Annotated in this window: 11 protein-coding genes; 4 read left to right on the top strand and 7 right to left on the bottom strand. The window is 72.2% G+C overall.

The annotated features are described in order from the left end of the window. The first annotated feature begins 20 nt into the window (after positions 1-20). Both gabT and R2740_RS05695 read left to right on the top strand, forming a co-directional pair. Positions 21-1,364 (top strand): 4-aminobutyrate--2-oxoglutarate transaminase, encoded by a 1,344-nt coding sequence (gabT, locus tag R2740_RS05700; protein WP_371301731.1) that lies wholly within the window; start codon positions 21-23, stop codon positions 1,362-1,364. A gap of 28 nt (positions 1,365-1,392) precedes the next feature. Continuing rightward, the gene (locus tag R2740_RS05695; protein ID WP_371301730.1) at positions 1,393-2,049 is read left to right on the top strand and encodes a DUF6624 domain-containing protein; all 657 of its coding nucleotides are present in this window, start codon (positions 1,393-1,395) and stop codon (positions 2,047-2,049) included. Between the two features lie 71 nt (positions 2,050-2,120). On the opposite strand, the gene R2740_RS05690 is transcribed toward R2740_RS05695, so the two are convergent. From R2740_RS05690 to R2740_RS05675, 4 genes are all read right to left on the bottom strand, one after another. After that, the gene (locus R2740_RS05690; protein WP_371301729.1) at positions 2,121-4,901 is read right to left on the bottom strand and encodes a cation-translocating P-type ATPase; all 2,781 of its coding nucleotides are present in this window, start codon (positions 4,899-4,901) and stop codon (positions 2,121-2,123) included. A gap of 25 nt (positions 4,902-4,926) precedes the next feature. After that, the gene (locus R2740_RS05685; RefSeq protein ID WP_371301728.1) at positions 4,927-6,150 is read right to left on the bottom strand and encodes a saccharopine dehydrogenase family protein; all 1,224 of its coding nucleotides are present in this window, start codon (positions 6,148-6,150) and stop codon (positions 4,927-4,929) included. A 112-nt stretch (positions 6,151-6,262) separates the two neighbouring features. Next, positions 6,263-7,306, bottom strand: a complete 1,044-nt coding sequence (locus R2740_RS05680; protein WP_371301727.1) for an aldehyde dehydrogenase family protein — start codon at positions 7,304-7,306, stop codon at positions 6,263-6,265. After that, on the bottom strand, positions 7,303-7,695 hold the full coding sequence (locus tag R2740_RS05675; RefSeq protein WP_371301726.1) for an aldehyde dehydrogenase family protein: 393 nt from the start codon (positions 7,693-7,695) through the stop codon (positions 7,303-7,305). Before R2740_RS05675 ends, R2740_RS05680 begins: the two co-directional genes overlap by 4 nt. 246 nt (positions 7,696-7,941) lie before the next feature. Between R2740_RS05675 and R2740_RS05670 the strand changes: the two genes are divergently transcribed. Next, the gene (locus R2740_RS05670) at positions 7,942-9,135 is read left to right on the top strand and encodes an LCP family protein (protein ID WP_371301725.1); all 1,194 of its coding nucleotides are present in this window, start codon (positions 7,942-7,944) and stop codon (positions 9,133-9,135) included. A 13-nt stretch (positions 9,136-9,148) separates the two neighbouring features. Here R2740_RS05670 and R2740_RS05665 read toward each other — a convergent pair whose 3' ends face one another. Then, a complete protein-coding gene (locus tag R2740_RS05665) occupies positions 9,149-10,771 on the bottom strand; it encodes an amidohydrolase (protein WP_371301724.1) in 1,623 nt (540 codons plus the stop codon). Then, positions 10,771-11,772 carry an agmatinase gene (gene speB, locus R2740_RS05660; protein WP_371301723.1) on the bottom strand — a complete coding sequence of 334 codons (1,002 nt, stop codon included), beginning with the start codon at positions 11,770-11,772 and terminating at the stop codon, positions 10,771-10,773. Before speB ends, R2740_RS05665 begins: the two co-directional genes overlap by 1 nt. 157 nt (positions 11,773-11,929) lie before the next feature. Here speB and R2740_RS05655 point away from each other — a divergent pair, with 157 nt between their 5' ends. After that, positions 11,930-13,321 (top strand): aspartate aminotransferase family protein, encoded by a 1,392-nt coding sequence (locus R2740_RS05655; protein WP_371301722.1) that lies wholly within the window; start codon positions 11,930-11,932, stop codon positions 13,319-13,321. 202 nt (positions 13,322-13,523) lie between these two features. Here the strand turns inward: R2740_RS05655 and R2740_RS05650 are convergent, their stop codons facing one another. Beyond that, complete coding sequence (locus tag R2740_RS05650) at positions 13,524-14,930, bottom strand: NAD(P)/FAD-dependent oxidoreductase (protein WP_371301721.1); 1,407 nt, start codon at positions 14,928-14,930, stop codon at positions 13,524-13,526. Positions 14,931-14,933: the final 3 nt, after the last annotated feature.

Raw genomic sequence — 14,933 nt, 5'->3', positions numbered from 1 at the left:
CCGGGGCCTAGTCTGCGCATATGACTACTCCCGCCGTCGGCGGCCCGGGACTCCCCCAGGAACGCCGCCTCGTCACCGACATCCCCGGCCCGCTCTCCCAGGAGCGGCTGGACCGCAAGAAGACCTACGTCGCCGACGGCGTCGGCACCACCCTGCCGGTGTTCGTGACCGCGGCGGGCGGCGGCGTGCTGCAGGACGTCGACGGCAACTCACTCATCGACCTCGGCTCGGGCATCGCGGTCACCACGGTCGGCAACGCCGCACCCGAGGTCGTCAGCCGGGTCCAGGCCCAGGTGGCGGCGTTCACCCACACCTGCTTCATGGTCACCCCCTACGACGGCTACGTCGACGTCTGTGAGGCCCTGGCCGAGCTCACGCCCGGCGACCACGCCAAGAAGTCCGCCCTGTTCAACTCCGGGGCCGAGGCGGTCGAGAACGCCGTGAAGATCGCCCGTTCGGCCACCGGCCGCGACGCCGTCGCCGTGTTCGACCACGCCTACCACGGACGCACCAACCTGACGATGGCGATGACGGCCAAGAACATGCCCTACAAGCATCGCTTCGGCCCGTTCGCCGGCGAGGTCTACCGCGCCCCGATGTCCTACCCCTTCCGCGACGGCCTGTCCGGCGCCGACGCCGCGGCCCGGGCCATCGACGTCCTCGACAAGCAGGTCGGGGCGGACAACCTGGCGGCGTTGGTGATCGAGCCGATCCAGGGCGAGGGCGGGTTCATCGCACCGGCCGAGGGCTTCCTCCCCGCGCTGTCCGCGTGGGCCGGCGACAACGGCATCGTCTTCATCGCCGACGAGATCCAGTCCGGCTTCTGCCGCACCGGCGACTGGTTCGCCTGCGACCACGAGGGCGTGGTGCCCGACATGATCACCACCGCCAAGGGGATCGCGGGCGGCATGCCGCTGGCGGGCGTCACGGGCCGGGCCGAGCTGATGGACGCCGTGCATGTCGGCGGCCTCGGCGGCACCTACGGCGGCAACCCGGTCGCCTGCGCCGGCGCGCTCGGGTCGATCGCGACGATGAAGGAGCACGACCTCGGCGCCCGGGCCCGTGAGATCGGCGACCTGATCCGCGGACGGCTTCTCGACCTGGCCGAGAAGCACCCTGTCATCGGCGACATCCGCGGCCGCGGAGCGATGATGGCCATCGAGCTGTGCGAGCCGGGCACGACCACTCCCGACGCCGCCCGCGCGGCAGCCGTCAACGCCTACTGCCACCGGCACGGGGTGGTCACGCTGACCTGTGGCACCTGGGGCAACGTCTTCAGGTTCCTGCCCCCGCTCTCGATCGGCGACGACCTTCTCCACGAGGCCTTCGACGTGGTGGCCGAGGCGTTCGCCGCGACCGCGTGACGTCTGCGGCGGCGCGTACGCTGCGGCCATGCGCCGCGGCCTCCTCGCGCTGACGATCGCCGTCGTCGGTCCGCTGCTGGGCTGCGCGGCTGGTGGCGACGACGCTGCGCCCACGACCGCGCCCTCCGCCTCGGTGTCGGCGACGTCATCCACCGAGGCGCGGCCGTCGGCGACGCCGTCGTCGGACCCTGCGGGCGCACCGAGGTTGTCGCCGTCACAGCTGCGCCGGGAGCTGTTGCGGATGGCCCGCCAGGACCAGGGCCTGCCGACCAAGGGGCCGGCGACCACCGACCTACAGCGGCAGCAGCGACTGGCCGAGATCCTCGACCAGGTCGGCTGGCCGACGTACGACCTGGTGGGGAAGGACGGTGGGGACGCGGCCTGGTTGATCGCCCAGCACGCCGACCTCGACCCGGACCTGCAGAAGCGCGCGCTGCGGCTGCTCCGCGCCGCGGTCGCCGACGGGCAGGCGTCGGAGGGAAACCTGGCCTACCTCGAGGACCGGGTCGCCGCCGCCGAGCACCGACCGCAGCGCTACGGCACCCAGATCGACTGCACCCAGGACGGCGCCGTGCCGCGCGGCGGCCTGCTGCTCCCCGGGCGGGTGGACCAGCTGCGACGCCGGGCCGGCCTCGAGCCGCTGGCCGACTATCTCGACACGATGTCATCGGTCTGCTCACAGTGACCGTGGACGCGAGGCGTCGCAGACGGCTAGGCGAGGCGTCGCAGACGGGGTACCCGGTGTCGAAGGGCGCCTCACCGCCCCGTCCCCGACGCCTCACCGCCCCGTCTCCGACGCCTCGCCGTCAGCAGCTTCTCCACGTCGTTGACGGCCACCACCAGGACCGCCGCGCCGAGACACCACAGCCACTGACGGGCGTCGAGCCCGGTGGTGCCGAAGGCGGCCTGCAGCAGGGGGACCTCGACCACGGCCACCTGCAGGACCACGCCGAGCAGCAGTGAGCCGAGCAGCCATCGGTTCGAGCCCAGGGCGTGCAGCGCCGAGTGCTCCGCGGAGCGAGCGCTGAGCGCGAACAGCAGCTGGCCCAGCACCAGCGTCGTGAACGCCGCCGTGCGTGCCGTCGCGAGCGAGTCGTCGCCGGCCAGCAGTCCACCGGGCAGGAACCGGTCCAAGGTGACGAGCGACGCCGCCGCCAGCAACAACCCCACGACCAGTACCCGGTGCCACATCGCCCCGTCGAGGATGCGTTCGTCGGGCTGCCTCGGACCGCGCGCCATCACGTCGTCGATCTCGGGGTCGACCCCGAGCGCCAGCGCGGGCGCAGAGTCGGTGACCAGGTTGATCCACAGGATCTGGGTGGCCCGCAGCGGCACCACCAGCCCGGTCCCGGACGCGTCGGCGAGGCCCAGCCGACCGGCGAGGACCACGCCGAGGAACACGGTGGCCACCTCGCCCATGTTGGAGGCCAGGAGGTAGCGCAGGAACTTCCGGATGTTGTCGAACACCACCCGGCCCTGACGGATCGCCGCGACGATCGTCGCGAAGTCGTCGTCGCCGAGGATCATGGTGGCCGCCTGCTTGGCGACCTCGGTGCCGGCGCGCCCCATGGCCACCCCGATGTCGGCGGCGCGCAGCGCCGGCGCGTCGTTGACGCCGTCGCCGGTCATCGCCACCACCTGACCACCGGCCTGCAGAGCGTGGACGATGCGGAGCTTGTGCTCCGGCGAGACCCGTGCGAACACGGAGACGCGGCCGGCCGCCTCCCGCAGCCCGGCCTCGTCCAAGGCGTCCAGCTCGACACCGGTGAGCACCGGGGAGCCGGGAGCGACGATGCCGAGGTCGCCGGCGATCCGGGCCGCCGTACCCGGGTGGTCGCCGGTGATCATCACCACGCGGACCCCGGCGCGCTGGGCCTCGGCGACCGCGCGCCGCGACTCGGCCCGCGGCGGGTCGATGAGGCCGACCACGCCGAGCAGCTCGAGGTCCGACTCGGCCGCCTGCTCGGGGTCCTCGACGGGGTCGAGGTCGCGCCGGGCCACCCCCAGCGTCCGGTACGCCGACTCCGACAGCCGCTCGGTCTCCCCCAGCGCCCGGCGCCGCGCCGGCTCGTCGAGCGGCGCGGAGCCGGCCCGAGACCGTTGCGCCGAGCAGCGCGGCAGCAGCGCCTCGGGTGCGCCCTTCACCTGGAGCTCGCGCCGTCCATCGGCGTCCTCGGTGACGGCCGACATCAGCTTGCGCTCGGAGGTGAACGGGGCCTCCGCCAGCCGCCGGCGCGCGTCGACCCGGGGAGTGACGCCGTCGAAGGAGCGAGCGGCCTCGAGGATGGCCAGCTCCGTCGGGTCGCCATGGGGCGGCTGTCCCTCGGCCGTCGCCAACCGGGCATTGCTGGCCAACGACCCCACGGCGAGCAGCCGCACCGCGTCGGAGGCGACCTCGCGCTCGTCGCCGGCGACGCAGGTCCACGCGTCGTCGACCCGCTCCAGCATGCCCGACGGGGTGACCACCGCGGTCAGCGTCATCTCGTTGCGGGTCAGCGTGCCCGTCTTGTCGGAGCACACCACCGAGGCGGAGCCCAGCGTCTCGACCGCGGGCAGCGAGGTGACCACCGCCCGCCGCTTGGCCATCGCCCGCACCCCGAGGGCCAGCACCAGCGACAGCACCGCGGGCAGCCCCTCCGGCACGGCGGCCACCGCCAGCGAGACCCCCAGCAGCAGCATCGTCTCGAGGTCGGCCGCGCTGTGGACCCCGTTGACCCACGCGAGCGTCAGCACCACGACGGCGGCGATCGCCGTGACCGCGAGCCCGAGCGTCTTCGACAGGGCCGCCAGCTCGCGTTGCAGCGGGCTGGGCTCGGGTTCGGTCTGGTCGAGCAGCGCGGCGATCCGGCCGACCTCGGTGCTCATGCCGGTCGCGGTCACCACCGCCCGGCCGACGCCGCGAGCGACCTCGCTCCCCCGGAACACCATGTTGCCGCGATCGCCGATGGCCGCCGGCTGGGCCAACGGCGTCGCGGCCTTCTCCACCGGCATCGACTCCCCGGTCAGCGCCGCCTCGGCGACCTGGAGCGCGGCCGCGGACGCGAGCCTGGCGTCGGCGCCGACGGCATCGCCCTCGGCGAGCGCCAGCACGTCACCGACCACGAGGTCACGCGCCGGCACCCGCACCAGGTCTCCGTCGCGCAGCACGGAGCAGGTCACCGCGGTCAGCGAGGCCAACGCGGCCACGGCCTCCTCGACGCGGCGCTCCTGCACGAAACCGATGGCCGCGTTGGCCACCACGATGGCCGCGATCACCACCGCGTCGACGGGCACGCCGCTCGCGCCTTCGGCCAGCCAGGCCACCAGCGAGACCGCGACAGCGACGCCCAGCAGATAGATCAGCGGGTCCTGGAGCTGGGCCAGCAACCGCCGCCAGAGCGGGACGGGCGGAGCCGCCGCCAGCTCGTTCGGGCCGTCGGAGGCCAGCCGCGCGGCCGCCTCGGCCGCGGTCAGCCCGGTGTCGAGGTCGACACCCAGGCGGTCCGCGACCAGCTCCGCCGCGAGCAGGCTCGGGTCGAACGCGACGCTGGTCGTCACGTCTCCAGTATCCCGCCCCGGGCCGTCAGGCCGAGGTGACCTCCTGCACACCCCAGGGCGAGCCGTACTCCGTGAGCAGGTCGAGGAACGGGACCGCGTCGAAGGCCTCGGGACCGAGGATGCCGGTGCCGGCCCAGGTGCCCCGGGCCAGCAGCTCCAGCGCGACGACCGGGTTGATCGCGGTCTGCCACACGACACACTGATGGCCGTACTCCCGCATCGTCCACTCGTTGTCGACCACGTGGTAGAGGTACGTCGACCGCGGACCGGTCGGCTGCCCGGTCTCGTCCTTGCCGGTCCCGGTGACCCACAGGCCCGCACAGGTCTTGCCCTTCATCACCGGCCCGAGCTCGGCGGGGTTGGGGAGGCAGGCCGCCACCACGTCGCGCGGGGACACCTCGACGCCCCCGACGCGCACCTTGTCGGTCCTGTCGAGGCCGAGCTTGTGCAGCGTCTTGAGGACGTCGATGAACTCCTCGCCGAGGCCGTACTTGAACGTCGCCCGCTTGCAGTCGACCCAGCGCGGCATCAGGAGCACCTCCTCGTGCTCCACGTTGACGCACTCGACCGGGCCGATGCCCTCGGGGAAGTCGAAGACCTCCGGCTCGGAGAACGGTGGCGTGGTGAACCAGCCCCGCTCCTTCTCCCAGATCACCGGCGGGTTCAGGCACTCCTCGATGGTGGTCCAGATGGAGAACGACGGCGCGAACTCGTAGCCCTCCACGGTCAGGTTGGAGCCGTCGCGGGTGCCGAGCTCGTCGATCTCGGCGAACAGGTGGTCGGCGGCGTACCTCGCGAAGACGTCGGAGAGCCCCGGCTCCACGCCGATGCCGACCAGCGCGAGCCGGCCGGCGGCCGTCCACGCGTCGGCCTGGGCGAACTGCTCGTCGCCCAGCTTGACCCCGCAGTCGGCGTACGGCGTCTCCGGGTGCGGGCGCGACAGCGACATCGCCATGTCGAGGTAGTCGGCCCCGGCCGCGAGGGCGCCGTCGAAGATCGGCATCACGAAGCGCGGGTCGACGGCGTTCATCACGTGGGTGATGTCGTGCTGGCGACACAGCGCCGCCACCGAGTCGGCCGAGGACGCGTCGACCTGGGCGCCGGTGAAGCGCTCGTCGACGGCGGCCGCGGTCTCGGCGCGACCCAGGTCGTAGTCGGCGACGACGATCGTCTCGAAGAAGTCACGGCGCGCGGCGATCGCCGCGAAGGCCGCGCCGACACCTCCCGCGCCCACCAACAGGATTCTCATGAGGCCCCACCCTCTCGATTTTCATTTTATTGTGCGAAAACTCGTGTGCGCACAGCATAGCGGCCCGCCGCCACTCGGGCGACGGGCCGCTGTCACGCTCGGCTCACGCGGGCTACTCCCCGATGTAGGACATCACGTGCTTGATCCGGGTGTAGTCCTCCAGGCCGTACATCGACAGGTCCTTGCCGTAGCCGGAGTGCTTGTAGCCGCCGTGCGGCATCTCGGCGACCAGCGGGATGTGGGTGTTGATCCAGACGCACCCGAAGTCGAGGCTGCGCGCCATCCGCATCGCGCGACCGTGGTCCTTGGTCCACACCGAGGAGGCCAGGGCGTACTCCACGCCGTTGGCCCACCGCAGCGCCTCGGCCTCGTCGGAGAACTTCTGCACGGTGATCACCGGGCCGAAGATCTCGGTCTGGATCTGCTCGTCGTCCTGCTGGAGGCCCGAGAGCACCGTCGGCTCGAAGAAGTAGCCGGTCTCGCCCTGGCGGTGCCCACCGATCTCGAGCATCGCGTGGTCGGGCAGCCGGTCGATGAACCCGGACACGTGGGCCAGCTGGTTGCTGTTGTTGAGGGGGCCGAACAGCACGTCCTCGTCGTCGGGCATGCCGGTCTTGGTGTTGCGGGCCTGCTCGGTCAGCGCCGCCACGAAGTCGTCGTGGACGCCGGGGCCGGCGAGCACGCGGGTGGCGGCCGTGCAGTCCTGGCCGGCGTTGAAGAAGCCCGCGACGGCGATCGCCTCGGCGGCGGCCTCCGCATCCGCGTCGTCGAACACGATCACCGGCGCCTTGCCGCCGAGCTCCAGGTGCGCGCGCTTCAGCTGCGCGGCCGCGGACTCGGCGACCGAGACGCCCGCCCGCACCGAGCCGGTGATCGCGACCAGCTGCGGCGTCGGGTGCTCGACCAGCGACCGGCCGGTGTCGCGGTCACCCGTGACCACGTTGAGCACGCCGGGCGGCAGGAACTCCTGGGCGATCTCGGCCAGCAGCGTCGAGGAGGCCGGGGTGGTGTCGGAGGGCTTCAGCACGATCGTGTTGCCGGCGGCCAGCGCGGGGGCGATCTTCCAGATCATCATCAGCAGGGGGTAGTTCCACGGCGTGACCTGCCCGACGACGCCGATCGGCTCGCGACGGATGAACGACGTGTGGTCCTTCATGTACTCCCCGCGGAACGGCCCTCGAGGACGCGCGCGGCCCCGGCGAAGAAGCGCATCTGGTCGACCCCCGGCGGGATCTCCTCCGACATCGTCAGGCCCAGCGGCTTGCCCGTGTCGCGGGACTCGACGGCCACGATCTCCTCGGCGCGGTCCTCGATGGCCGAGGCGATCTTGAGCAGCGCCTGCTGCCGCTCGGAGGGGGTCGAGTCACGCCAGCTCTCGAACGCCGTGTCCGCGGCGCGGAACGCGCGGTCGACGTCCTCCGCGCCCGACATCGCGGCCTGGGCGTAGATCTCACCCGTGGTCGGGTCGAAGACGTCGTAGGTCTCGCCCGAGGCGGCGTCGACCGCCTCGCCGTTGATGATGTTGCGGAACACCGTGTCGCCCATGTCGAAGTCCACTTCCTGTTGTCGCGGCAGGGTTGGTCGCCCTGATCCGAGGTCTACGGCGACCCTAGCGAGCGGCCGACGGATTCTGTAGAGGGAGGGGGCATCCGACCACGGAATCCTCCACCTCCGGAGTCAGAGGCGGCGAAAACCGCAGGCTGGCGCGTCGGCGGCCGGCGCAACCAACCATCGGAGACAATCGACGCGAGCGCCTGCGCCCGGCAGGAGCGCGACGATGGGGGACGACGGATGCGACGGTGGGCCTGGCCGGCGGTGGTGGCGCTGCTGGTGGCCGCGGGGGCCGGCGTGTGGTGGCTGATGCGGCAGGACCTGCGGCTCGCGGTCTACGCCGGCGCGCTGCTGCTGGCCGTGACGATGGCGGGTGCGGTCGTCGCGTGGGTCCGCGGCCACCGCGGCTGGTCCGCCGCGATGGCGGCGCTCGTGATCGGGGTGCTCGGCGCCGGGGCGGCGTACGGCTGGAGTCTCAACAGCACGCTCGAGAAGATCCCGCGCATCGACGACTCGGTGCTCAGCCAGGGCGAGCGGCCCGACAAGGAGCCCAGCACCGCGCTCAACATCCTGCTGCTGGGCTCGGACAATCCGACACCCAAGGTCGACAAGCCGACGGTCGCCGAGCTCCTCGCCGACGGCACCTGGGACCCCGGCGCCTACCGCAGCGACTCGATCATCCTGCTGCACCTCAGCGCCGACCGGAAGCACGCCTCGATGGTGTCGATCCCCCGCGACTCCTACGTCACGATCTACGACGACAAGGGCAACCCCCACGAGGACAACAAGATCAACGCCGCCTTCTCCTACTACGGCCCCTTCGGCACGCTGCGCACGGTGGAGAACCTCACCGGGCTGCGCATCGACCACCTGGCGATGATCGACTTCGAGGGCTTCCGCGACGTCACCACCGCCCTCGGCGGGGTCGACGTCTATGTGGCGCAGACCTTCACCGACCCCAACAACCACTACACCTGGGAGCAGGGCTGGCACCACCTCGAGGGCCAGGACGCACTGCGCTACGTGCGCACCCGCTACGGACTGCAGCAGGGCGACTTCGACCGGGTGCGGCGGCAGCAGAACTTCCTCCGCGCGCTGCTCACCAAGCTCACCGACGACGGCACGATCGGCGACCCGGCCACGCTCAAGGCCACCATCGAGGCGGTCGTCCCCTACCTCACCGTCGACTCCGCGTGGTCCACCGGTGACCTGCGCTCCCTGGCGCTCGACCTGCGCCACCTCAAGCCGTCACGGATCACCTACGCCACCGTCCCGCTCGACCACTACGAGACGATCGACGGGGTCGGCGCCGCCAACATCATCGACGAGACCCGGGTGGACGAGCTGTTCACGGCGGTGCAGGACGAGAGGTTGCCGGCCTACCTCAAGAAGTACCCCGAGGACGGGCTCGGGGCTGCCGAGGAGGTGCGCTGAGCGCCCCGCGGCCTCAGCCGTGGACCTGCCGGCCGGCCACCCAGGTGCCGAGCACCCGGGTGCTGCCGATCTCGGCCGCCGGCCCGGCGAACGGGTCCCGGTCGAGGACCACCAGGTCGGCCTCGTGGCCGGCAGCCAGCCGGCCGGCCCGGTCGCGGTGGCAGACCCTGGCCGAGCCCGCGGTGGCAGCCGACCACGCGGTCGCGAGGTCGAGCGCCTGCTCGGGCAGGAAGGGCTCCTCGCCCCCCGGCCCCTCCTCGCCGTAGGCCGTGCGGTTGACGGCGACGTGCAGGGCGGCCCAGGGGTCCGGCGAGCTGACGGGCCAGTCGCTGCCGGCCGCCAGCCGCGCCCCGGAGCGGTGCAGTGAGCCGAAGGGGTACTGCCAGCGACCACGCTCCTCACCGAGGAACGGCAGCGTCAGCTCGATCATCTGCTCGTCGAGGCAGGCCCACAGGGCCTGCATGTTGGCCGTGACGTCGAGCTCCGCGAAGCGAGGCACGTCGACCGGGTCGACCACCTGCAGATGCGCGATGTGGTGGCGCAGGTCGCCCCCGATGCCGCGGGCCCGCTCGAACGCGTCGAGCGCCTCCCGCACGCCGCGGTCACCGATCGCGTGGACATGCACCTGGAAGCCCTCGGCGGCCAGCGCGACGACGTACTCCCGCAGTGCCTCGCCGTCGACGAACGAGTGGCCGCGGTTGTCGGTCGCGTGCCCGCACCGGTCGAGGTAGGGCGCACCGAGCGCGGCGGTGAAGTTCTCGGCGACCCCGTCCTGCATCACCTTCACGCTGCCTGCGCGCAGCCGGCCGTGGGTATAGGTCTCGCGCCGGCGGACCAGGTCGGGGATCTGCTCCGCACCGCGGTCGCGGTCCCACCACAGCGCGCCGACGACGCTGGCGGTGAGGTCGCCGCTGACGGCCGCCCGCAGGTAGGTGTCGGAGGGATCGTCGATGCCGCCGTAGTCACCGAGGATGGCGTCCTGCCAGCCGGTCACGCCCAGCGAGTGCAGGTGGGTCTGTCCGGCCAGGAAGCCGCGGTAGTACTCCTCGTCGTCGCGGCTGGGGGCGATCCGGACGACCAGGTCCATGGCGCCCTCGTGGAGGGTGCCGGTCGGGCGTCCGTCGGCGTCCCGCTCCAGCCGTCCGTCGGCGGGGTCGGGGCTGCCGGCGTCGAGGCCGGCCAGCTCCAGCGCACGGCTGTTGACCCACGCCCCGTGGTGGTCGCGGTTGGGGAGGAAGACCGGCCGGTCGGGCACCACGCCGTCCAGGTCGGCCGCGGTCGGCGTGCCTCCGGGGAACGCCGCCATCCCCCAGCCGCCGCCGAGGATCCACGGCCGGTCGGGGTGGGCGTCGGCATACTCGCGGATGGCGGCGAGGTAGGCGTCCCGGGAGACCGGGAGCTCGGAGAGGTCGCAGCGGACCCGCTCGAGGCCGCCCTGGACCGCGTGCACGTGGGCGTCCACGAAGCCCGGGGCGACCACGCCTCCGGCCAGGTCGACCTCGGTGTCGCCGGCACCTCGCGGGAGCCCGTCGTCGGGCGCCAGGGCCACGATCCGCGCGCCCTCGACCACCACGCCGTGGCCGGGTCGATGGCGCTCGCCGTCGAAGGCGCTGCCGTTGCGCAGGACCAGCGCCATCAACGGCCCTCGAGCAGCGGGCCGGCGGGATCGTGGTGGATCCCGACCTTGCGGGCCGCAAGACCCGACAGCGCCTCGAGGCAGACCCGGTTGGCGAGGTACGCCGTGATCTCGGCGTGGTCGTAGGGCGGCGACACCTCGACCACGTCGATGCCGGCGACCGGCAGCTCCAGGCAGATCCGACGCACCGCGTCGAGCAGCTGGCGGGCCGAGAGGCCGCCGGGTTCCGGCGTCCCAGTGCCGGGCGCGTGCCCCGGATCGCAGACGTCGATGTCCACCGACAGGAACACCGCGTCGCAGTCGTCGAGGGCGATCTCGAAGGCCTCGTCGAGGCAGGCGTCCAGGCCGCGGGCGACGATCTCGGTCATCTCGTAGGACCGCATGTCCTGGTCGGCCATCCACGACAGCGTCTCGGGGCCGGGCCAGTAGCCGCGCAGCCCCATCTGCAGGAACCGGTCTCCGCGGAGCGCCCCCGACTCGATCAGCCGTCGCATCGGCTGGCCGTGACCCCACAGCGATCCGAACTCGATGTCGCCGGTGTCGGCGTGCGCGTCGAAGTGGATCATCGAGACCCGGCCCATGCCCAGGTGGCGCGCCACGCCGTGGGCGTCGGGGTAGGCGATCGAGTGGTCGCCCCCGAGCACCAGCGGGACCGCGCCGGCGGACGCGACGGCGTAGACCGCCTCCTCGACGGCGCCCAGCGCCCGCTCGATGTCTCCCGGTGGCATCTCCACGTCACCGGCGTCGACCACCCTGATGTCCTGCAGCGCGTCGACGCGCAGCGCCATGTGCGGACGCGACCCGTCGTGACCGAGATAGCAGGTCTGGCGGATCACGTTCGGCCCGAAGCGGGTGCCCGGCCGGTGCGAGGTGCCGCCGTCGAACGGCGCCCCCAGGACCACCACGTCGGCGTCGGCGAAGCTGGTGGGGTCGTCGAGATCGGCCTCGGGGACGCCCAGGAAGGTGATGTCCGGTCCGAACTGTGCGCCGTAGCGGGTCATGGGAGATTCCTACCAGTCCCGTCGTACCGACGAAAGACAACGAAATCCGCATCATCCGTCGCGACAGGCCACGGATCCGCTTGCTAGGACCCGGCCGAACCCGGCACCATGGGCGGACGCCCGGAGCGCGGGCCGACACGAGGGAGTGAGACCGAGCATGGACCAGGACCACGCGATCAGCGCGGCGGAGCACGAGCGACGCCAGGAGGCTGCCCGCGACCACCTGTGGCTGCACTTCTCCCGCCACTCCGTCTACGAGGGCGGGGACATGCCCGTCATCGTCCGCGGCGAGGGCGCCTACATCTACGACGACCAGGGCCGCCGCTACCTCGACGGGCTGGCCGGACTGTTCGTCAACCAGCTCGGACACGGGCGGACCGACCTGGCCGAGACGGCGGCCAAGCAGGCCGCCCAGCTGGCCTTCCACCCGTTGTGGTCCTACGCCCACCCGGCCGCCATCGAGCTCGCCGAGAAGGTCGCGTCGCTGGCGCCCGGCGACCTCAACCGGGTGTTCTTCACCACCGGGGGCGGCGAGGCCGTCGAGTCCGCGTGGAAGCTCGCCAAGCACTACTTCAAGCTCACCGGCAAGCCGACCAAGCACAAGGTGATCAGCCGTTCGATCGCCTACCACGGGACCCCTCAGGGCGCGCTGTCGATCACCGGCATCCCCGAGATGAAGGCGCCGTTCGAGCCGCTGGTGCCCTCGACGTTCCGGGTCCCCAACACCAACTTCTACCGCGCTCCCGAGCACGGCGACGACCTCGAGGCCTTCGGGCGCTGGGCCGCCGACCGGATCGCCGAGGCGATCGAGTTCGAGGGCCCCGACACGGTGGCGGCGGTCTTCCTCGAGCCGGTGCAGAACTCCGGCGGCTGCTTCCCGCCCCCGCCCGGATACTTCCAGCGGGTCCGCGAGATCTGCGACCGCTACGACGTGCTGCTGGTCTCCGACGAGGTGATCTGCGCCTACGGCCGCCTGGGCCACATGTTCGGCGCCGAGCGCTACGGCTACCAGCCCGACATCATCACCAGCGCCAAGGGGCTCACCTCCGGCTACGCCCCGCTCGGCGCGATGATCGCGACCGACCGGCTGATGGAGCCCTTCCGGCAGGGCCACAACTCCTTCCTGCACGGCTACACCTTCGGCGGCCACCCGGTCTCGTGCGCGGTGGCACTGAAGAACCTCGAGATCTTCGAGACCGAAGGCGTCAACGAGCACGTCCGCGACCACGAGGGTGCGTTCCGGGCCACCCTCGAGCGGCTCACCGACCTGCCGATCGTCGGCGACGTCCGCGGCGACGGCTACTTCTACGGCATCGAGCTGGTCAAGGACAAGGCCACCAAGGAGACCTTCAACGACGACGAGGCCGAGCGGCTGCTGCGCGGCTTCCTCTCCAAGGCGCTCTTCGACGCCGGCCTCTACTGCCGTGCCGACGACCGCGGCGACCCGGTGATCCAGCTCGCTCCCCCGCTGATCTGCGACCAGGAGCACTTCGACGAGATGGAGCACATCCTGCGCGCCGTCCTCGACAAGGCGGCCACCCTCCTCTGACCGCGACATGCCGGAAATGGTCGCGCGACATGCGGGAAATGGCTGCCCGACATGTCAGGTTCGGCGTCGCCAGAGGCAACGTGACGCTTGGCCGGGATCGAGGAATTCTCGCGGGACCATTTCCCGCATCTCGGGGGGCCATTCCACGCATCTCGGGGAGGCCATTCCCGCATCTCGCGGGGCCATTTCCCGCATCTCGCGGTCAGGAGTCGAAGCCGAGGCCCAGGCGGTCGAGGGTGCGTAGCCACAGGTTGCGGCGGCCGCCGGTGGCGTCGGCGCGTTCGAGGGACCAGCGGGTCAGGTTGATGCCGATCGCTCGCGCCGGCTCGGGCGGGAAGGGCAGCGGGCGCTCGCGGACCATCCGCAGCGAGGTCCGCTCGGTCTCCTCGCCGTCGAGCAGGTCGAGCATCACGTCGGCCCCGAAGCGGGTGGCGGCGACGCCGAGCCCGGTGTAGCCCATGGCGTACGCCGCCCGGCCGGCGTACGCCGTCCCGAAGAACGCCGCGAACCGGGTGCAGGTGTCGATGACCCCCGCCCACCGGTGCGAGAAGCGGATGCCCTCGAGCTGCGGGAAGGTCTCCAGGAAATGGCGCGCCAGGGTCTCGTGGGTGTCGCCGGCCTGCTCCAGGCGCGGCGCGATCCGGCTGCCGTAGTGGTAGACGGCGTCGTAGCCACCCCACACGACCCGGTCGTCGCGGGTGAGCCGGTAGTAGTGGAACAGGTTGGCGGAGTCGCCCACGCCCTGGCGCCCCTGCCACCCGATCGAGGCGCGCTGGGTCGCGGTGAGCGGTTCGGTCGCGAGCACGTAGTCGTAGACGGGCACGGTCATCAGCCGCAGCCGGCGCAGCAGCGGCGGGAAGCCGTTGGTCGCCAGCGCCACCCGTCGGCCGCGCACGGTGCCCCGGTCCGTCTCGACCGCCAGCAGCGCACCGTCCTCCTGGAGGCCGGTGGCGACGGTCTGCTCGTGCAACCGCACGCCGAGTGACAGGCAGGCGGCCCGGAGCCCCCAGGCCAGTCGAGCCGGCTCGACCAGGGCGACCCCCTCGGGGTCGTAGAGCCCCGCGCGGTAGGTCGGGCTGTTGACCAGGGCCTGCGTCTGCGCGCCGTCGAGGAAGCGCACGTCGAGTCCGTGCCCACGCATCTCGTCGGCCGCCTCGGCCAGCTCCTCGACCTGGTGCTCCTCGGTGGCGACGTCGAGCTCGCCGGTGCGCTCCCAGCAGCAGTCGATGTCATAGCGGTCGATGGTGTCGCCGATCGCGGCGAGGTTCTCGGCGCCGAGCCGTTCGAGCGTGCGCAGCTCCTCGGGCCAGCGGGCCAGCCCGTTGTGGAACCCGTGCGTGAGCGACGACGCCGCGAACCCGCCGTTGCGGCCCGAGGCCTGCCAACCACACTCCCCCGCCTCCAGCACCACCACGTCGCGCGCGGGGTCGCGCTCCTTGGCCCGCAGCGCGGTCCACAGCCCGGTGTAGCCGCCGCCCACGACCACCAGGTCGGCCATCGTCGAGCCCGGCAGCGGCTCGGTGGCGACCGGCCGGGCAGGGTCGTCCAGCCAGAGCACGCCCGGCGCCGCGTCCGCCAGCGACCGGCGTACGACGTCGGCTGAGGGCATCGC

Origin of the sequence: Nocardioides sp. (genome assembly GCF_041393715.1) — a bacterium.
Lineage (GTDB): Bacteria > Actinomycetota > Actinomycetes > Propionibacteriales > Nocardioidaceae > Nocardioides.
Note: the sequence above shows the minus strand (reverse complement) of the source record. Positions and strands in the feature narration are given on the sequence as shown.